The sequence below is a fragment of the Aliikangiella marina genome (genome assembly GCF_007004765.1).
GTDB classification, from domain to species: domain Bacteria; phylum Pseudomonadota; class Gammaproteobacteria; order Enterobacterales; family Kangiellaceae; genus Aliikangiella; species Aliikangiella marina.
In genome coordinates, this window is sequence record NZ_VIKR01000004.1 from 389,116 (window position 1) to 406,979 (window position 17,864).

Here is a 17,864-nt window from a genome sequence, read left to right on the forward strand (position 1 = left end):
CATGAGAGACTAATAACCTTTGATCGAGTAATCGACCGTAAACTCGATGTTATCGATACGATGAACAATAGACTCGATACGCCCATCCGAGTATAGGTTTAAATAGCGGTATCCCGGCGCTTCTACACCGGCACTAAAATCCTCAGAGCCTGGTTTAAACTGGACGCAACTGGATGGCGTGGCAATATATCGAATTCCATTGACCGATTTTTGATATTCTTGATGGATATGGCCCCACAAAACGCCTTTTACCTGTTTGTATTTTTCAATAATACGATTAAACGTTTTCGCGTTTTTTAAACCAATTTGATCGAGCCAATGACTGCCAATATCTACTGGTTGATGATGCAAACTAACCAACGCATGCCTATCAGGATAGCGTTTGAGGGCTTTCTCCAAGAACTCTAACTGCTCATCAGCCAACTCACCGTGCACTTTTCCTTTCACCGAAGAATCCAACAAAATCACCTGCCAGTGGCCAATCAAAATCTGATTAGCAGCAAAAACGCGGCTGTTGCTGAGATAAAGCTCCATTGTCTCTGGGTTATCATGATTGCCTGGACACCAAAATGTCGGAATGTTAGTGGCCTTAAACTCGTCGGCCAAATACTGATAAGACTCTGGAGATGCGTCTTGCGACAAATCTCCAGTCGCTAATATTCCATCTGGCCGCCATTCTTCTCGCAAGACTCTATCTCGAACCGCCTCAAAACTATCGCGCGTATTGAGTCCAAGCAAGCAGCCTTGCGGATCTTCAAAAATATGGCAATCTGTTATTTGCGCGAACCTCACAACATCCAGTCTCGATGGCTGGATTTCGTGCGGAATTTTTTCTACTTTGTCTACCATATTTAACTTCTCGAAATCTGTCCTTTTCGTACCAATTCCCTAGTCAGCTTTACTGCTCTTTTTGAGCGGATACTCTTTTAGCCGTTATTCTTTAGCTGCTACTCTTTCTTATGCGAGAAACACTCACCACTGCTACTCATCAACGGGCGTTTCCGAAGAAACGGGGTTTGCACGACTGCAATTTCTTAAACACTCACCGATGAATCGATTGACTTGACGTTTTTCATCAACCGTTTTTTGATTCCCTTTGACTTGCTCGTAAATCGCTTTGAGCGCACCCGGTCCGCTGCCTTCCATCACTTCCAACATTTGTGCATCATGATAGAGCCTGATGATGAGTTTTTCAGATTTTAGCAGCTTGATTTTAGGTGATCTAATAACCAAATCTAGCGTCGTTGTGTAACGAGCGATTTCAGTCGCTCGCAACTCTAAACTTAACGCGGACGACTTTAAGCACCAGCGAGAGTCGACAGCATCGTTGCTAGAATCTTCCTCGTAAAGGTTTTGTAACTCTGGCACTAGTTTTAATAGCAATAAATAATTGACTTCGCATTGCGACAAAAACTCGCTTAAATCAGGCGTATACGCCCGCTTAGTGGTATTTCTGTGTTGCGTTGTTTGAATATTACTCATTGCGTTGTCGTTCTCTGATGTTGGCTTTATTCTAGTCCAAATTAGGGGGGCCGCGATAATTTATTCTAACTAAGTCGTTGTTTTTGGTAATTTTCCAGTAATTTTGTAGTGGAATTCACACTTTATGGCCAAATTTCAGCCATTTTTGCCCAATTGAGCTTGAGCCATTGAATTGCAATTATGCTCACTCCGTTACTAAACGCGTCGTTTTCAAGCATTTCAAACAGTGTTTCGATAGGGATTTTATGGATTTTGATATCTTCATGTTCATGATCAAGCCCTGCGAACTCAGGAATATCCCGACTATCAACTTCTCCTACGTAAAGTTCTATCGTTTCAGTCGTTCCCCCGGGGCTCACTAGATATTCAAAGACTTTACGAATTCTTAAAATCTTACAGCCAGCTTCCTCTTCCGCCTCGCGCATTGCCACATCCACCGGTGATTCACCCGGCTCGATGATCCCAGCAACGGGTTCCATTAACCAAGGGTTTTCTTGCGTGGGCACCGCGCCCGGTCGAAACTGCTCAACCATCACAACTTGTTGACGTTCTAAATCAATTAATAAAACAGCAACTGCGTGACCTCTTTCAAACATTTCTCGTTGAAAAGGTTCGCTCCAACCGCCTTGGAATAATTCTGTTTGATAGGTATAACGCCTTAATTTAAAAAAGCCATCATACATGGTCTCTCGTTTGTTTTGTTTAAAGCTTAGATCCACCGAATCACGCATTAGATTTCTCTTTGATAGGCTAACTTAATGTTTTAAAAACAAAATTTTTGCTAAAGAACGATAGCAATATTAAACGGCCTAGGGCAAAATAACCAGCAACAATAAGGTTATCTGGACTGCGATTGATGAATATCGAAAAAGCACGTTTCAATATGATTGAACAGCAAGTCAAACCCTGGAAAGTCTTTGATGAGCGACTTTTAGGCGCCATGGCGACCATACCCAGAGAGAAGTTTGTACCAGAAAGCCACCGTTCTGTAGCCTATGCCGATACTCACATTCCACTGGGTCACAACCAATCAATGCTGGCGCCCAGAGAAATCGCGCGTATGATTCAGGCACTTGGTCTGACGGGCGAAGAAAAAGTCCTCGAAATTGGCTGCGGCAGTGGCTATTCGAGTGCGCTTCTCGCAAAACTGTCGAAAAAAGTATATAGCGTCGATATCATTGGCGACTTTGTTAGCGATACCAGAAAACGCCTAAAAAAATTGGCATTCAGCAATGTCGAAATTGAAGAAGTTGACGCTGCTGACGGCTGGATGGCTCAAGCGCCTTACGATGCGATCATAATGACGTCAATGCTTAACAAATGGCCGGACTCGATGATAAAGGGTTTAACCAGTGAAGGTCGGATCGTCGGTATTCTCGGTTCACCAGAAAATCAGCACGTCGTCCTAGGCTATTTTGATGAACATAGCAGCTGGCAACAAGAGGAATTATTTCCCGTCCAGGCAACACCGATGATCAACGCTGAATTACCCAATACTTTCGAGTTTTAAATAAAAATCAACGACTTAACAAAGAAGAAAAGCTTTCTTATTACTAAATATTTGTAAAATCCATTTACAAATTCTGTAAATTACTAATAACTTAACGCTAAACGATTGCTTTTTAGGTGAGTTACAATAGTAACACACCTGCTCGAGGAAGCTGTCTTTTTAACAGATTCGTAAAAATTCGTGTGTTTTGATATCTCGCTGTAAGAATTTTGCGTATATCAGGACAAATAGATAAGAGCAGACCTAAATTTGGATGAATTAAAGGTAATAAAATGAATAAACCGACAAAATTGGCCGTAGGAATACTTGCAGTACTTTCTTCTCAAACGATTTGGGCAGATAACCTGCTAGAAGTTTACAACGTCGCAAAAGACAATGATCCGACTTTTCTTGCCAGTGATGCAGGTCGATTGGCGACCAACGAGCGGGTTAATCAAAGTATGTCTTCGCTATTACCTTCGGTTAATGCTGCAGTAGGATATAGCTTTACAGATTCAGAATCGACTCAAACGACAACTGGTGAATTAACCCTACTTTCTGATCCAAATAACCCACAACCTTTTCTTAATGAGCGGTTTTCAGAATCGGAAACGACAGGTTCTTCTTGGTCGGTAACCTTAACCCAAGAAGTCTATAACCATGCGTCATGGCTCAATTTGCGACAGTCTGAAAAACGCGCCCTGCAATCAAATATTAACCACGAAGATGCGAAACATGACCTCATCATCCGAGTCGCAGAAGCTTACTTCAACGTGCTCGGAGCCATGGATAACTTAGACTTTTCAAAAGCCGAGCTAGAAGCTGTCTCTAAAGAGCTCGCGCAAACCAAACAGCGATTTGAGGTCGGCTTGATAGCGATGACAGACGTCCACGAAGCGCAATCCCGACACGACCGTGCGGTCGCTAACCAAATTAGTGCGCAGAATGGACTCGATAACGCTCATGAAGCGCTTCAACAAGTCACAGGTCAATACCACTACGACCTACTTCAACTGAAAGAACAAATTGATTTGCGCAATCCTCAACCGGAAAATATCAAAGAGTGGGTTAAACAGTCAGAAGAAAATAACGTATCGATTAAAGCCTCGCGCATAGGACTCGATATAGCAAAAAAATCAATCGATATCGCCTCCGCGGGCCATCTGCCACGCGTTGATTTTACTGCACGTTATTCCGACTCGGACAGAGATACAGACTCTCCTGCATTCCCCATTGAAGATGTTGGTGTCGTCATTGGAACGGTTACTGACGCGGTCACTAACAACACTAACCCGACCACTTCTTTGTCATTAGATGTTTCAATCCCAATTTATGCTGGCGGTAACGTAAGTTCTCGAGTTAAAGAAGCTCAAAACTTGTATCAACAATCAGCGCATACGTTAGAAGCCGATAGAAGACGCGCGGTCAGTGAAACTCGGAGCTCATACCTAGGCGTAGTCGCAGCAGTGAGCTCTGTCAACGCACTAAAACAAGCTGTTGTTTCGTCTCAAAGTGCATTAGAGGCGACTCAAGCGGGTTTTGAAGTAGGTACCAGAACCATCGTTGATGTGTTGTTACAAACCCAACAACTTTATTCAGCGAAGCGTGATCATGCGAGAGCTCGTTATGATTACATTTTGAATACGCTGAAACTAAAAAGAGCTGCTGGCTTGCTCTCAGAGAAAGACTTAGAGCAGGTTAACGGTATGCTTCGATAAACAATTCATGCAATTCCACTATTACGGCGCCTAACTGGCGCCGTTTTTTATCGCAAATCCTTTGCAGACAAAAACGCATCATTCCCCTATAATCCCTCCCATTAAGATTCATCAAATACCGCAGTAATGGCTGGAAAAAAGAAAAAAACGCCTGAAAACACAATTGCCCAGAACCGCAAAGCGCGCCACGATTATTTTATCGAAGATACTTTTGAGGCCGGTCTTGCGCTAGAAGGTTGGGAAGTTAAATCAATGCGCGAGAAAAAAGTTAATCTGAGTGATGCCTACGTTATTGTTCACAATGGCGAAGTCTATCTCCATGGCTGTCATATCACACCATTAAAGACCGTTTCTACCCATATCACCGCAAACCCAACCAGAAACCGCAAACTATTACTACACCTCAGCGAAATCAATAAGATTATCGACGCACAACAAAAAGAAGGTTATACAATTGTGCCTTTGTCCCTGTACTGGGTTAGAAATCTTGTTAAACTCAAAATTGGAACTGCAAAAGGTAAGAAGCTACACGACAAGCGTGCCACGGAAAAAGCCAAGGAATGGAATCGCGATAAGCAGAGATTGATGAAAAACAACTTTAATTAATCGAGCCATTTTGATGAGATTGAATAGCTTAAAATTTTTACTCTGTTCATTGTTTGTACTGGTTGTCAGTGGCTGTCAACTTACCCCAAAAACTGGCCAGCAAGCCCGTGTCGATGATTTAAGCCTGAAGTCGGTAACTCGCCAAAATGAACAAATCAATGCGGCAATTCATTTATTAGAGACTGGAGATACCGGAACTGCAACGATTATGATAGACCAAGTACTGTCCCATAATCCCGATCATCCAACGGCCAAAATGCTCAAACAACAACTCACACAACCGGCCGCAAAAATATTTAAAACCAACCGCACCACCCAATATAAAGTCAAACAAGGCGATACGCTCGGCAAAATTGCGCAAGATTGGCTCGGAAATTCACTCTATTTTGTCAGCATTGCAAAACTCAATAATATTCGTCGCCCTAATGCACTGCAGCCAGGTAAGACAATCACAATCCCAGTCACTGAGAAAAGCAACCTTGTAACCAAAGAGCGCCGTCGTTCAGCCGCGAACATTAACTTAATACGACAATACCGAGAAGACAAACGTTTCTATAAGGGACTGGATAAATCCAATACATTATTTGTCATTGATTCAGATATTGAAAAGCTCTTTCACGAACAACAGCTGATATTGGATGCCTTAGCTGAGCGCTCAGTTTCGTTGAGTGATAGAGGCGCAATGCTAAAGAGAGTGACAGAATTTTCTGAAAATAGTCGAAACGGCCAGCAACGAGCGCTTTATCAACGATTTATCAACGCCCAGAATCGCTTACTTTTCCTTGATGAGGCAGTGCTATTATTTGAAGATGAAAGTTACTCAGAAGCGGCTACACGATTGATCAACGCGAAAAAAATCGATGCTAAAGTCGACAAAGAAACTCAAGTTTTTCGCATCGAAAAACAATTGCTCAATAAACTTCATGAACAGGCGGTTGTCCTCTATCGGAATCATGCATTGAAAGATGCGCTCGACCGTTGGGGGCTAATTCTTCAACTTGATCCAGAAAACCAACTCGCTCAAAAATATTCAGAGCGAACCAATAAATTACTCAAAAAGCTCAATCAATATTAGGGCTAGAAAACTATCTATGGAAAAGATACACCGCAGCGCTTTAGTTATGCACACGGCTCAACAAATGTATCGTTTGGTCGATGACATTGAAAATTACGCACAGTTTGTTCCAAACTGCAAAAGTGCATCAATTATTAGTAGAGATGAAAACACTGTCAGTGCAAAACTGGAAGTTTCCAAAAGTGGAATTGCCAAATCCTTTTCCACTAAGAACAGTCTAACGCCTCACTCGTCGATAAAAATGAATTTACTTGATGGGCCATTCAGACACTTAACGGGCGAGTGGATTTTTACGCCGTTATCTGACGAAGCATGTAAAATCGAATTGTATATTGAATTTGAATTTTCAAACAAACTGGCCTCTGTGGCCTTCAGAAAAATTTTTAGTCAATTAATCCAATCAATGGTCACCGCATTTACTGACAGGGCAAAAGAAATTCATGGCTGAACTCATCAAAATAGAACTAATCTATGCCCTTCCTGATGAGCAAGATCTGATTGAACTTGATGTCAAAGACGGTACCACGATAGAACAAGCAATCATTCAATCAGGACTGTTAGAGCGTTACCCTCAAATCGATTTACAGTCTAACAAGGTGGGAATTTTTAGCAAAGTGGCGAAGCTCGACACTACCTTACGAGAGGGTGATAGAATAGAAATTTATCGCCCATTAATTGCAGACCCAAAAGAGGTCAGGAAACGAAAAGCAGCGATGCAAAAGGAAGCAAAAAAATAAGTCTAACGCCTATCGCACAGTTAAAGGTTAATTTACTACCTCAACGAACTAACCATTAAAGCGACTCGACAATTGGCCGAATTAACAAACCATCGGTCGTGATCGACAATTGATACTCAGCGACTTCATCAGCATTTACAAAACTGGCTGATCCATGTTCGACATCTAACAGTACAGAGAGCATCGAATATTCTTGTCGCCATTCAGCAACACCGGCTCCCGACTTAGCATTGATTGCAAATACCGTTGCTTGGTTGTTCTGTTCATCTTTTAAGCTTTTATATCGACCACGAATGCGATCAAGTCGGTAGGCAGTATGCAAGCCGAGTACATTGGCCCAAGGTTTCCATTTTAAAACATAAGCATCTATCATCAACTCATCGCCCTTCAGAGAAAAGACTTGAGAATGACCATCGCTGAATTCCATCCGGGCATGGAATGATTGATTTCCGGTGGGTGTGACTTTTATTTTAGCGGCAAGTTCCTCTTTAGTAAGCGCATTGTAGCCTTGGGTACCAATCAACAGAAAGGTAATCGACAGAGTAACAAAACCAAAAACCATAAAGCCAAACAAACGCTTGACCGCGCCAAGTACTTTTAGCTTTTTTAAACGAAATACTACTGATAACAAATAATATATTGAAAGCAAGCCTGTCAACGAAGCGACGACTATCATCGGGCTAACATTTTCAATCAAAGGCATAATTTTTTCTCTTTGGTTTTGCTATTCATATCACTACTTTTTTTGCTGGGTCACAATATCAAGCTCAACGGTTTCTTCTAGCTCTTCATCGTGTAATGTCTCATTGACCTTGGTTACTGTCACTTGCGACACTTGGCTAGCCGAATTTTTTTGTGGCGAATCAAAACGGTTTTCTAAAAATTTCGCTAACTGATTAAACGCCGCAAATAGCTGCCCTACTTCATCGTTTCGCTCGCTAATAAGTCGTGCATCAACCCGCCCCATCGACATCTTGTTAAGCGCTTGAGTAATTCGTTGAAAATCCTTAGAGGTTCTTCTCGCCAGCTCTAAAGTCACTGCAAAAACGATGATCAAAGTTATCATCATAACCATTAACATGGTTACCAAGGTTGTTTTAGAAGCCGCATACATTGAGTCGGCACTAAAAGAGACATAGAGTCTACCTAAATTTTTGTCACCAAATAGTATCGGGGTCGCAATATCAAATAAAACTTCATCTTCGGCGATAATTCGTTTGTAGATGATGATGTTATCTTGGGACTGCATCAATTCGCGTTCTTCGGGCGCTTGGAAAGTTTGATTAACCGAATCGATTTCTGTTGAAGCAAGAATCAAATCATTATTATCCATCACGAAAACCGCTTTTAATTGTTCATTATTGCTGGTTTCGCTCACGAGCGCGTTAAGCCCAATCGTATCATCTAACAGTATTGGTTCTGAGCTTTCATAAGCAAGCATTCGAGCGATTGAGCGACCGTAATCAAAGGTAATTCCAGAGAGGGCTCGATACTGCATGTAATAAACAGTCGCCAAACCGATACACATAGATACAAAAACGATCCCAGCCATCATCGCGGTCCAGCGAAGCCGGAGAGAAACAAACTGTTTCTTAGGGGTTAGCTTTTTGTTACCTAGTTTGTTTTGGATACCCCGTAAATCGGCGGTTAATTTAGCGGCGTTGTCGAATCGTTTGTGTGGTTGTTTTTGTAAGAGTTTACGCACCAGGTCTTGTAAATCATCTTTGACGACTTCTTCTTGCACTATCAACTGTGGTGGTTTGGACTTAATAATTTGCTTGAATAATTCACCGAGATCATCATTAACAAACGGCGCCATGCCCATAAGCATTCTAAATATCAAGACACCAAAAGAATACAAATCCGACCGGCTATCAACGGGTTGTCCTAACACTTGTTCTGGCGCCATATATTCAGGGGTACCCAAAACTTTGTCAGAGCGTTTCCCAGCCTTACCCAATGTCTCATCCAGTTGAGCAATACCAAAATCGGTTAATTTAACCGTCTTTTTATCTTTTAAAACAACAATGTTTCCGGGTTTTATGTCACGATGAACGACGCCTTGTTTATGCGCATAGCTCAAGGCTCGACTGAGCTGTATCGCCATGGCTAGCACGGTTTTTAAATTAATCTTTCCTTGAGTCGACAAAATCTGTTCGAGCGTAGCACCTTCCAATAGTTCCATACCGATATAAGGTTTGTTGTCTGCGACGCCAACATCAAAAATCGTTACAATCCCTGGGTGGGTGAGTGCAGCGGCTAGACGCGCCTCTTTCAGAAAAGCATCTCGATAATCTTTATCTCGGGCCAATTCTTCACGCAACACTTTGATGGCCAAAAACCGATCAAGTTGCGGATCGTACGCTTTATAGACGAATGCTGTGGCACCGCGACCTACTTCATTAAGAATTCGATAGCGTCCCAATGTCTTGGGCGGCGCTTCTCGTCGCGGAAATTCGCCTTCGTAGACAGTATTGCGCTGATTAGGAAGGTCAGACATAAGCTTAGAGGATAAAGTAGAACAAACCTGCAAATGCGGCTACGAGGCCAAGCGCCATTAAAATAAGCCCCAGACCACCAGAGCTTTTCCCCGTCGGAACGGGCTCATCGACCATGGTAAAGACAAACTCCGCACCGGCAAACGCAATTCTGTCACCGCTAGTGATGAATTTCTCGGAAACTTTCTCGCCATTAACAAATGTTCCATTTGAAGACAACAGATTAAGGACTTTCCAATCGTCTCCTTGCTTAATAATCTGCGCATGCATAGATGACACGCTCGCGTCCTCCAACACGATATCCGCAGTCGGTCGTCGACCAACTTCAAGCTTGTCTTTCATTAAAATAATTTGGATGCCCGCGACATTCTCACTCACACCAATCAGAGCAGGCGTTGTTGCCGTTCCCGATTGCGCATTCGCGATTTTATCGGCGATCATCTTGTTAATATCGTTCTTCTCAAATACTTGAGTACCTTGAGGCCCCATCGAAGGATTATTGTTATCTTTATCGGTCATCTAAGCTCTCTTAGTTGGTGCTCTTAACAAATACTGCTTTTAACTTTTGCCAAAATGAAGGCACTTTTTGCACGGGTGAATCAACAAGTACAATACTTATGTTATCTCTACCGCCAAGATTTTTGGCGATATCTGTCAGTTTAGCAAGTTTTTCCTGACTACTTATCTCAAGCTGCAGTATATCCACCATGGCTGCCTCACTTACATCATCACTCAACCCATCGCTGCACAATAGAATTTGTTGGCCCGCTTGCCAACTACCGAAGTAATTGTCAACCAAGACATTCTCTATCTCCACAGACCCTAAACATTGGGTGATCATATGCCGTTGCGGGTGATTTTTCGCGTCCTCAGCACTGATTAAACCAGATTTAAGCAACCTGACCATCAATGAGTGGTCCTCACTCAGCTGGGTCAGTTGCTGCTTATTTTTGTCCCAAAGGTAGGCCCGGCTATCACCGACCCAAGAAACTTGATAGTTGACATTATTGCTGGTGAGCGCAACCACTGTCGTCCCCATACCAAACTGACCATTTCCCGACTCCGCGGCCTCAACAATTTTTTGATGAGCCGCCTCAATTGCCTTGGGCAATTGACCCGATTTCGAGAATTCGTTGGATATGGTCTCTGCTGCGAGCTGACTAGCAACTTCACCACAGGCGTGACCGCCCATACCGTCAGCGACCAGCCAGAGACGATCATCACAGTACAAGGTATCTTCGTTCAATTCTCTGACACAACCGACATCGGTGATATGTGCATATTGGATTTTATAGTCTTCGGTAATTTCCATTCAGCCCTTTAAAATCAGCAATTAATTCATATATTTATTATGTTATTAATTCATATGACAGGATAAGTGTGGCATAATTCGCCGTTCGTTTCGAGTACTATTCTTGCTCATCGAGCAAGGGTACTTTGTGATGCGTATCTCAAGTTTGGATTTTCCTAAAGGGGGCGACCTGGCTTCGACGGGGATTACAAAACTCAAGGTGCATGCCGAGGTGTCAGCGAACCTCGTACCCACTAGCTGAAAACTATAGTTGCAAACGACGACAACTACGCTTTAGCCGCTTAATGGCTAACTGTTGCTTCTGAGCGTCACCGGTAGGGAGTTCAACAGTCATATACGGAGACTCGCGTGTAAGGGTGTTTACCCCCCAAGCGTTAAACTTTAAGTAAACTCGCCCTAAGCCTCCTGTCAGTCGGAAAAGCTTTGGGTTAACTCATAGACTGACTAAGCATGTAGTACCAAGAGCAGAGGATTTTCGGACGCGGGTTCGATTCCCGCCGCCTCCACCAATTGAAGAAGGTGAACTGATCTCAGTTCACCTTTTTTTATGTCTCCACCCCGCGCTACAGGCCTTATGTGGCAAGGGTTTACGGACTTCGCACCACCCTTGATCACCGACTATCCAAGGCGAATATTCTCTAAATTGCCGAATACTCTCTGTGCCTCTCCCTATCTCGAACTGCCCAAGTCCATGACCAGAGAATAGAGAACCCTTTAAAATCAGCAGCTTATTATCGGACTAATCAAAAGGTTTGTTTGGTGAATTGGTTAACCAATTCAAATAAGCTGTTTATTTAGACAGTATTTTTATTGGATTCTAATGTATTGTAGTGTACTCTACCGTCACCAAGTGTACTCGGCGCAAGTGACCCATGGAACAAGCATTAACCGTCAAACAAGTAGCAGAACTTCTGAATGTCAACGAAAGAACTATCTATCGCATGGCAGTATCCGGAAAACTTCCTGGATTTAAAGTTGCTGATAGCTGGAGGTTTCTCCCGAACGATATTGAGCAATGGATTGACGAACAAAAAGCTCAAAGTGTAGCCAAGAGTGATAACCAATGAATCATTTAGAAGTTTTGAGGGACACTTCACCAGCATCTTTAACAGAAGAGTTTCGAAAGAAGGCTACGGGTTGTTATTACACCCATAAATCTATTGCCACTCAAATGTTTGAGCCTCTGCTTTCAGAAACCGAATTTGTTGAAGCTGGAAGATTAAAAGTTTTTGATCCATTTGCTGGGGACGGACGGTTAGTAATTTGGCTTATTGAATTCTGCCTTTCCAATAACTTACCAAAAGAGTGGGATGTTTACCTTTTTGATATTAATGAATCAGGTCTAAAGGAGGCAGAAAGAAGTATTAAACGACTAGAAGACGAAGGTGTGTCCATAACGTACACAATCAAGTCTGGTGATGCATTTAAATTTGCAAGTATGTATAGAGACAAAGCAGACCTTGTTGTCACAAACCCGCCGTGGGAACTTCTTAAGCCTGACTCCAGAGAATTAAAGCAGTTGGATGAAGATTCAAAGAATCTATATATATCCTCAATGAAAGACTACGATAATTTTTTGTCTGACAATTATCCAGTTTCGCAACCGAAAAGAAAGTTTGCAGGATGGGGAACAAATCTCTCAAGGGTAGGAGCAGAACTAAGCCATCTACTCTTAAGGAATAATGGCTATTGCTGCATCGTTTTACCTGCTTCTTTTTTTGCTGATGACCAATCAGGAAGAATAAGAAAAAAGATCATATCTACCTCTGATTTAATCGAGTTATCTTACTACCCAGCAGAAGCAAAGTTGTTCGGAAAAGCTGATGTTGCATCTTCATCATTAACCTATAAAAAAAGTGACTCAGCCAGACGCACAACTAAGCTAACAATATTTGATAAGAACGTAGAGGTAAAGTCATCGGGCGATATTTCTCTTGAAGAAGACAATCAAGATGAGTACATGATACCTATAACTTTAGGTTCAGAGTCTATAAAAGTTTTACAGAAACTGAAAAGAGACTTCCCAACCTGGGAGGTTCTTGAAAAGGAAAAAATGGAATTATGGGCAGGCAGAGAGCTTGATGAAACAGGCAGTAAAAATTGGCTATCTAACGAGAAGTCAGGACTACCCTTTGTTAAAGGCAGAATGGTAAATCGTTTCAAGCTAGATGACCAAGAAAAACTTTATGCCCAAAAGCCAGAATATTCCCCTCCAGAAAGCATTTCACATCAAAGGATTGCCTGGCGAGATATTTCTCGTCCTAGCCAGAAAAGGAGAGTCATTGCCACCATAGTCCCAAGAGGAGCCATTACGGGGAATTCATTAGGCGTTACGTTTTATAGAAATAGTGATGAAACTAGCTTGCTATCACTACTAGGAATCATCAATTCGCTATGCTTTGAATTTCAACTTCGTTTTTATCTTGCCACGGGACATGTATCTCTTTCAGCAATAAGAAAGGTACACATACCATCACAGAAAATCACATCCAAGCTAACAGAGCTTGCAAATTTATGTAAAAGAAAAGTCAACGGTGAAAATGTATCTTCAGAAAAGCTAGAAGCCATTGTGGCCCGCCAAGTATACGGACTCAATAGGAAAGAGTTCGAACTAATTATCGATTCTTTCGAAAAAATAACTAAAGAAGAAAAGCAAAAGATTCTATTAGAGTTTGAAGATACGTCCATGAATAAAGCAGAAATATCTCACTTAATTCCAAATCATCTTAGTTCAAAGTTAAGTGAGCTTGATATGAAAATTGTTCATTCAGTTCCACCCGGAGGGAACTGGAAAAACATTCCTGAAGATATACCCTCAAAAAGAATTGCTCAAATACGAGAGAGCTATATTCAAGGAAAAGGAAGCCGCTCGACATATTATGGTAGGTTACGAGCAGAAATGCCATCATATACAATCAACACCTATTTCAACAGGCCTGGAAATGGATGCCACATTCACTACTCTCAAGATCGTGTTCTTTCACAACGAGAAGCTGCTAGATTACAGTCGTTTCCGGACAGCTTCGAGTTTTCAGGACCTCAAACAGCGGTCAACACTCAAATAGGGAATGCAGTCCCCCCTCTTTTATCATTTCAGATTGCAAATCAAATCAAACAAAGTATTGGATCAACGGGCGTTTTTATTGACCTATTCTCTGGCGCAGGAGGAATGGGCCTTGGATTTAAATGGGCTGGCTGGCAACCACTGTTAGCTAATGACATTGAGTCTCGATTTCTAGACACTTACGCCAAAAATGTTCATGGCAATACCCTGTGTGGAAGCATCTCGGATGATGACTTTTTCACAACTTTAGTTCAGGAGTGTATAAAAATACGAGCCAGGTATCCTTCTACTCCATTTTGGGTTTTAGGCGGCCCACCTTGCCAAGGGTTTTCAACTGCTGGAAACAAACGCTCTATGGACGACCAGAGAAACTCATTGTTTGTTCATTATAAAAAATTACTAGAAGAAGTTTCACCAGATGGCTTTGTGTTTGAAAATGTTGCGGGCCTATTGAGCATGGAAAAAGGAAAGGTATTTGAGAGAGTAAAATCTGAATTTAGCAGTGTAATGACAAACTTAACCGGCTGGGTTTTAAATAGTGAGGACTATGCAATACCGCAGAGAAGAAAGAGAGTCATATTGGTAGGCTCAAAAGATGCTAATTTTAAGATCTTTCCACCAGCACCAAAAACAAGCAACAATAAAAATGATCTTTTTTCAGATCTAAAAAACTGGATAACGGTTGAGGAATCCATTTCGGATTTGCCTCCAATTTCTCAAGGCGAGAACGGCTCACATTTGAACTACATATCAGAGCCAAAGAGTGACTATCAGCGACTCATGAGAGGGGAAATATCTCCCGAAACCTACCTTTCTTACTTCTCGAACTAAATATTGCTCTTCAAAGAAAAAGGCTAGCCTACGACTATTAGGCTAGCCTCCATATACAATCAGACAACAGCGTAGATATTTTATTCCGGCAACGACAAAAACTAGCTTACATCCTCAAACTCTTCTCTAACGTAACGATCACTTTCCCACATGTCGTTAATCGATTTACCTACGACAGACATAGCCAAATTTAAACGCTCCTTAGCTTTATCAAAAGGCTCTATTTTCTCTATAGGAAAAGATTGGGCCCATTCTCGCAAAGCAAATTCTGACCTCCCGCCATCCTCAGAAAAAAGAATACCCTTTACTTGAGCATCTAATTCAAGTATTTCCTGGCTCGAATTATTTAAAATATTAACTGCATCTTCGACTAGTACGGACACAGCATCAACTTCAACCTCAAATGTATGTCTATTATTTTTCTCTATATAGGTTCTTAGAGCCTCAAACCCAATTCGAATTCGCCGAGCCTTCTGTTCGCTGGAGTACTTGGTTGTCCTAGGTTCTTCTTCTAACTGATCAAACGCAGTAAAGAAGTCTTCCGCTCTTAGGTTTTCAAATTCGACTTTTCGATCGGCATAATGAAGCTCAAGCAAGTATACAAGAAATGCATATTTCTCACTCTCAAACATCGAGCATAATATTTTCATCGCATTTCTTTGATTATCCCTAAGCATTTTAGATAATCTGAGTGCCTTTTCGTCACTATTCACACTTAGTTTACGTAGATCCCACAAAGGTTTTGCATACCAAGATGCGACATTGATTCCTTTCCTTTCACATTCGATTAAGTAATAAACATCCTCCAAAGACATTCTATTATTTTTTGCAGAATTAGCAGCCTTACTTAAAAGTTTAAATTCAGGACGATGGCAAAATCCGAGCGATAATGGACCAATATGGTCGGCTGTAGGAGGACCTTCTCCCCCATCTGCATTTGCTTCATTTCTAAGTACTGTTTTAACTAGCCCCATTAAGCGATCTGCAGCGATCCAATCACCTTCAGACCAAAATTCAAAGACCCGCCTATCCGTAGTATAGCTCCGCAAGTTGGCAGCATGCCTTCCAGTATCAGCCTTCCCCCTGCAACATCTATTAAATGAATGAAACCCATCAAATCTGTCCGGGGCATTCGACATCACGCCTGGACTCAAAATAGAAGGTTCATTAGGGATGTATTCATCATCAAGCCAGCTAAATATTTCGTCTATATTATCTCCAATCTCAGGGACAACAGAATCCTTTGTAGCAAACAGCTTTTTAAAAGATGATAGAAACTTTTCCGGCAATAAATCATATGCCCGTTGAACTACATCATGGATTGGCTCCATTGTAGAAATTTCAAAGTCTTCACCCAGATGCTTTTTAAATCGCTTGACAAGGTTTGCCTGTGGATAAACATAAGCAATTTTCATAATCTCTCCGCACCTTTTGCAAGGTTTCTCCCCTGTGGGGTGAATCTGCTTTGCTGTTTTGCTTATCCATTGATCCTTCGTAGTATCAATTCCAAGGCTCTCGGCTTTGGCTTTCCACCAGTCCCTCCTTTTATTGTGCGTAAATTGATATTGACCACTTGAACGATTTGATGGTGCCTCCCATTGAATTTTCCCATCATTTTTTATCGCGTCTGGCATTCCCTTGTAAGTTGGATGGGTTACTATCGCCTTCATGTAGGCAACAAACTCACTCGCCCAAGATTGGCCTTTGCTTCCATACTGGGAAGGGTCATCAATGATTTCACTGTGTTCCATACTAATTGCACCAAAAAGTCAATATAATCATTAGATTATATCAGTAGGCATTTTCAGAACAATGTTTTATATGTTTTTCCTTCCATAACTCGGCGAGTTAATAAGCCTCTCAACTTCCGCCCATCAGCCCACACCCAGCGCATTAGCTGCTCCGGGACCTCGGTATGAGCTTGGCGATTCACCTTTCTACGAAGGGTTGAACGCTGAAAAGCCCCTGATCCCAGGTTAAAGGTAAATGAAACCAACGCATCAAACTGACCATCAGTTAGTGGGACGTTCACCAAACGTAAGACCGCTCGTTCTGCCGACTCGACATCCCTACGCAATAGTTCCTCAGCTTCAGTCTCACTGATCTCATTAAAAGACTCGCCCGAACGAACCAAATGCCCATAGCCGATGGTTGGGTAACCGGCGGGGCAGATATAAACTGACGAGCTAAAACCTTCGAACCGCTTGATCAAGTCGATGCCATCTTGGGTAATGTGGCGCATATTACTGCCCCCTGGCCTTTGCCAAAGCTCGCTGACCAAACCAAAAACTCATCACAGCTGCAAACAGTGCTTGTGTTTCTGGGTCCCAGATTTGTGGCAAAGCCACAACAAACTCCATACCTTGATCAACCACCAGCACATAAAGAGCACTGACTTTTACAGTGGTAAACAGCAGGAAGAAAGCGTAAGTGATTACCGGGCGCACAGAAGCTCGAAGCCCATCCGCCCACTTTACCCCGGAAGGCTGACTGTCGTGCTTTAGTAAGGCGAGGCTTTCGTTGATATCCGCATTGACGGTAATTTCTTCAAGCCTCTGATTATGGCCGAGGCGCATCTGCTCCATCTGTCGATCGAGAATCTGTAGCTCGTGTTTTCTGTCCTGTTTGTCCTGCCAGATTTTCAGCAAGTCTGGAAAGGCACTAGAAATAAAGCCAAGTAGGCTACCTAACAATGTGAGCATATTATTGTCCTCCGAACAGTTTCAATTTGATGGCGGCACCTAGCAGTAATGTGGCTAGAATGCCTGTGGTTGCGACTTTGATTACCGTTTGCCATGCGGTTCTCCTGGCATCTCGCCAGGCTTCCAATAGGTCCCTAAGCTCTCGAATGTCACGTGCGGCATGACCGTTTTCTAAACCCACGTGGGCCAATACTCGTTCCGCCCCTCGCTCGGCAGCGTTATTTAAAAGGCTCTCAAATTCGTCTTTTGGCATGACGACCATGCCGTTTTCTTTTTCTTTGGCAGGCGCCATTTATGCTCTCCTAAAACGACGAAACCGCCTCAGGGGCGGTTTCAACAATCAAGAATAT

At 42.4% G+C, this 17,864-nt stretch carries 19 protein-coding genes and 1 other RNA gene; 9 read left to right on the plus strand and 11 right to left on the minus strand.

From position 1 onward, the window contains the following. Window positions 1-9 precede the first annotated feature (9 nt). The 3 genes from cpdA to FLL45_RS16450 form a co-directional block, all read right to left on the minus strand. A complete protein-coding gene (gene cpdA, locus FLL45_RS16440; RefSeq protein WP_142943186.1) occupies window positions 10-849 on the minus strand; it encodes a 3',5'-cyclic-AMP phosphodiesterase in 840 nt (279 codons plus the stop codon). A 132-nt stretch (window positions 850-981) separates the two neighbouring features. Next, entirely contained in the window at window positions 982-1,482 is a 501-nt protein-coding gene (locus FLL45_RS16445) for a DUF1249 domain-containing protein (RefSeq protein WP_142943187.1), read from the minus strand. 122 nt (window positions 1,483-1,604) lie between these two features. After that, complete coding sequence (locus tag FLL45_RS16450; protein ID WP_142943188.1) at window positions 1,605-2,213, minus strand: NUDIX domain-containing protein; 609 nt, start codon at window positions 2,211-2,213, stop codon at window positions 1,605-1,607. A 125-nt stretch (window positions 2,214-2,338) separates the two neighbouring features. Between FLL45_RS16450 and FLL45_RS16455 the strand changes: the two genes are divergently transcribed. The 6 genes from FLL45_RS16455 to FLL45_RS16480 all read left to right on the plus strand — a co-directional run bounded on the left by FLL45_RS16455 (window position 2,339) and on the right by FLL45_RS16480 (window position 7,107). Then, window positions 2,339-2,992, plus strand: coding sequence for a protein-L-isoaspartate O-methyltransferase family protein (locus FLL45_RS16455; RefSeq protein ID WP_142943189.1), 654 nt, complete (start codon window positions 2,339-2,341; stop codon window positions 2,990-2,992). 272 nt (window positions 2,993-3,264) lie between these two features. Next, a complete protein-coding gene (locus FLL45_RS16460) occupies window positions 3,265-4,689 on the plus strand; it encodes a TolC family outer membrane protein (protein ID WP_142943190.1) in 1,425 nt (474 codons plus the stop codon). 126 nt (window positions 4,690-4,815) lie between these two features. Further along, window positions 4,816-5,295, plus strand: coding sequence for an SsrA-binding protein SmpB (gene smpB, locus FLL45_RS16465; protein WP_142943191.1), 480 nt, complete (start codon window positions 4,816-4,818; stop codon window positions 5,293-5,295). A 13-nt stretch (window positions 5,296-5,308) separates the two neighbouring features. Then, window positions 5,309-6,370, plus strand: a complete 1,062-nt coding sequence (locus FLL45_RS16470; RefSeq protein ID WP_142943192.1) for a LysM peptidoglycan-binding domain-containing protein — start codon at window positions 5,309-5,311, stop codon at window positions 6,368-6,370. Between the two features lie 16 nt (window positions 6,371-6,386). Then, on the plus strand, window positions 6,387-6,818 hold the full coding sequence (locus FLL45_RS16475; RefSeq protein ID WP_142943193.1) for a type II toxin-antitoxin system RatA family toxin: 432 nt from the start codon (window positions 6,387-6,389) through the stop codon (window positions 6,816-6,818). Beyond that, on the plus strand, window positions 6,811-7,107 hold the full coding sequence (locus tag FLL45_RS16480) for an RnfH family protein (RefSeq protein ID WP_185964511.1): 297 nt from the start codon (window positions 6,811-6,813) through the stop codon (window positions 7,105-7,107). Before FLL45_RS16475 ends, FLL45_RS16480 begins: the two co-directional genes overlap by 8 nt. Before the next feature lie 55 nt (window positions 7,108-7,162). Here FLL45_RS16480 and FLL45_RS16485 read toward each other — a convergent pair whose 3' ends face one another. Genes FLL45_RS16485 through FLL45_RS16500 form a run of 4 tightly spaced genes read right to left on the minus strand, consistent with a single transcriptional unit; the run spans window position 7,163 to window position 10,917 of the window. Next, window positions 7,163-7,810, minus strand: a complete 648-nt coding sequence (locus tag FLL45_RS16485; protein WP_142943194.1) for a hypothetical protein — start codon at window positions 7,808-7,810, stop codon at window positions 7,163-7,165. A 33-nt stretch (window positions 7,811-7,843) separates the two neighbouring features. Then, entirely contained in the window at window positions 7,844-9,607 is a 1,764-nt protein-coding gene (locus FLL45_RS16490; protein WP_142943195.1) for a serine/threonine protein kinase, read from the minus strand. A gap of 4 nt (window positions 9,608-9,611) precedes the next feature. Further along, entirely contained in the window at window positions 9,612-10,124 is a 513-nt protein-coding gene (locus FLL45_RS16495) for an FHA domain-containing protein (protein ID WP_142943196.1), read from the minus strand. Between the two features lie 10 nt (window positions 10,125-10,134). Then, on the minus strand, window positions 10,135-10,917 hold the full coding sequence (locus tag FLL45_RS16500) for a PP2C family protein-serine/threonine phosphatase (protein WP_142943197.1): 783 nt from the start codon (window positions 10,915-10,917) through the stop codon (window positions 10,135-10,137). A 160-nt stretch (window positions 10,918-11,077) separates the two neighbouring features. Here FLL45_RS16500 and ssrA point away from each other — a divergent pair. The 3 genes from ssrA (at window position 11,078) to FLL45_RS16515 (ending at window position 14,812) form a co-directional block, all read left to right on the plus strand. Beyond that, window positions 11,078-11,426: a transfer-messenger RNA gene (gene ssrA, locus FLL45_RS16505) on the plus strand. 363 nt (window positions 11,427-11,789) lie between these two features. After that, window positions 11,790-11,984 (plus strand): helix-turn-helix domain-containing protein, encoded by a 195-nt coding sequence (locus FLL45_RS16510; RefSeq protein ID WP_142943198.1) that lies wholly within the window; start codon window positions 11,790-11,792, stop codon window positions 11,982-11,984. Beyond that, entirely contained in the window at window positions 11,981-14,812 is a 2,832-nt protein-coding gene (locus FLL45_RS16515; RefSeq protein WP_142943199.1) for an Alw26I/Eco31I/Esp3I family type II restriction adenine-specific DNA-methyltransferase, read from the plus strand. The genes FLL45_RS16510 and FLL45_RS16515 overlap by 4 nt, the downstream gene beginning before the upstream one ends. Window positions 14,813-14,913: 101 nt before the next feature. Here the strand turns inward: FLL45_RS16515 and FLL45_RS16520 are convergent, their stop codons facing one another. From FLL45_RS16520 to FLL45_RS16535, 4 genes are read right to left on the minus strand one after another with little or no spacing between them, the layout of a single operon-like run. Then, window positions 14,914-16,563 carry an Alw26I/Eco31I/Esp3I family type II restriction endonuclease gene (locus FLL45_RS16520; RefSeq protein WP_142943200.1) on the minus strand — a complete coding sequence of 550 codons (1,650 nt, stop codon included), beginning with the start codon at window positions 16,561-16,563 and terminating at the stop codon, window positions 14,914-14,916. Between the two features lie 53 nt (window positions 16,564-16,616). After that, on the minus strand, window positions 16,617-17,054 hold the full coding sequence (locus tag FLL45_RS16525) for a lysozyme (protein WP_142943201.1): 438 nt from the start codon (window positions 17,052-17,054) through the stop codon (window positions 16,617-16,619). A 1-nt stretch (window position 17,055) separates the two neighbouring features. Beyond that, window positions 17,056-17,514 (minus strand): hypothetical protein, encoded by a 459-nt coding sequence (locus FLL45_RS16530; protein ID WP_210247216.1) that lies wholly within the window; start codon window positions 17,512-17,514, stop codon window positions 17,056-17,058. A 1-nt stretch (window position 17,515) separates the two neighbouring features. Further along, entirely contained in the window at window positions 17,516-17,806 is a 291-nt protein-coding gene (locus FLL45_RS16535) for a DUF6127 family protein (protein WP_142943202.1), read from the minus strand. Between the last annotated feature and the right edge of the window lie 58 nt (window positions 17,807-17,864).

Excerpts from the sequence above, each read along its gene's own strand:
- cpdA (WP_142943186.1), bottom strand. The coding sequence starts at position 849 with ATGGTAGACAAAGTAGAAAAAATTCCGCACGAAATCCAGCCATCGAGA.
- FLL45_RS16445 (WP_142943187.1), bottom strand. The coding sequence starts at position 1,482 with ATGAGTAATATTCAAACAACGCAACACAGAAATACCACTAAGCGGGCG.
- FLL45_RS16450 (WP_142943188.1), bottom strand. The coding sequence starts at position 2,213 with ATGCGTGATTCGGTGGATCTAAGCTTTAAACAAAACAAACGAGAGACC.
- FLL45_RS16455 (WP_142943189.1), top strand. The coding sequence starts at position 2,339 with ATGAATATCGAAAAAGCACGTTTCAATATGATTGAACAGCAAGTCAAA.
- FLL45_RS16460 (WP_142943190.1), top strand. The coding sequence starts at position 3,265 with ATGAATAAACCGACAAAATTGGCCGTAGGAATACTTGCAGTACTTTCT.
- smpB (WP_142943191.1), top strand. The coding sequence starts at position 4,816 with ATGGCTGGAAAAAAGAAAAAAACGCCTGAAAACACAATTGCCCAGAAC.
- FLL45_RS16470 (WP_142943192.1), top strand. The coding sequence starts at position 5,309 with ATGAGATTGAATAGCTTAAAATTTTTACTCTGTTCATTGTTTGTACTG.
- FLL45_RS16475 (WP_142943193.1), top strand. The coding sequence starts at position 6,387 with ATGGAAAAGATACACCGCAGCGCTTTAGTTATGCACACGGCTCAACAA.
- FLL45_RS16480 (WP_185964511.1), top strand. The coding sequence starts at position 6,811 with ATGGCTGAACTCATCAAAATAGAACTAATCTATGCCCTTCCTGATGAG.
- FLL45_RS16485 (WP_142943194.1), bottom strand. The coding sequence starts at position 7,810 with ATGCCTTTGATTGAAAATGTTAGCCCGATGATAGTCGTCGCTTCGTTG.
- FLL45_RS16490 (WP_142943195.1), bottom strand. The coding sequence starts at position 9,607 with ATGTCTGACCTTCCTAATCAGCGCAATACTGTCTACGAAGGCGAATTT.
- FLL45_RS16495 (WP_142943196.1), bottom strand. The coding sequence starts at position 10,124 with ATGACCGATAAAGATAACAATAATCCTTCGATGGGGCCTCAAGGTACT.
- FLL45_RS16500 (WP_142943197.1), bottom strand. The coding sequence starts at position 10,917 with ATGGAAATTACCGAAGACTATAAAATCCAATATGCACATATCACCGAT.
- FLL45_RS16510 (WP_142943198.1), top strand. The coding sequence starts at position 11,790 with ATGGAACAAGCATTAACCGTCAAACAAGTAGCAGAACTTCTGAATGTC.
- FLL45_RS16515 (WP_142943199.1), top strand. The coding sequence starts at position 11,981 with ATGAATCATTTAGAAGTTTTGAGGGACACTTCACCAGCATCTTTAACA.
- FLL45_RS16520 (WP_142943200.1), bottom strand. The coding sequence starts at position 16,563 with ATGGAACACAGTGAAATCATTGATGACCCTTCCCAGTATGGAAGCAAA.
- FLL45_RS16525 (WP_142943201.1), bottom strand. The coding sequence starts at position 17,054 with ATGCGCCACATTACCCAAGATGGCATCGACTTGATCAAGCGGTTCGAA.
- FLL45_RS16530 (WP_210247216.1), bottom strand. The coding sequence starts at position 17,514 with ATGCTCACATTGTTAGGTAGCCTACTTGGCTTTATTTCTAGTGCCTTT.
- FLL45_RS16535 (WP_142943202.1), bottom strand. The coding sequence starts at position 17,806 with ATGGCGCCTGCCAAAGAAAAAGAAAACGGCATGGTCGTCATGCCAAAA.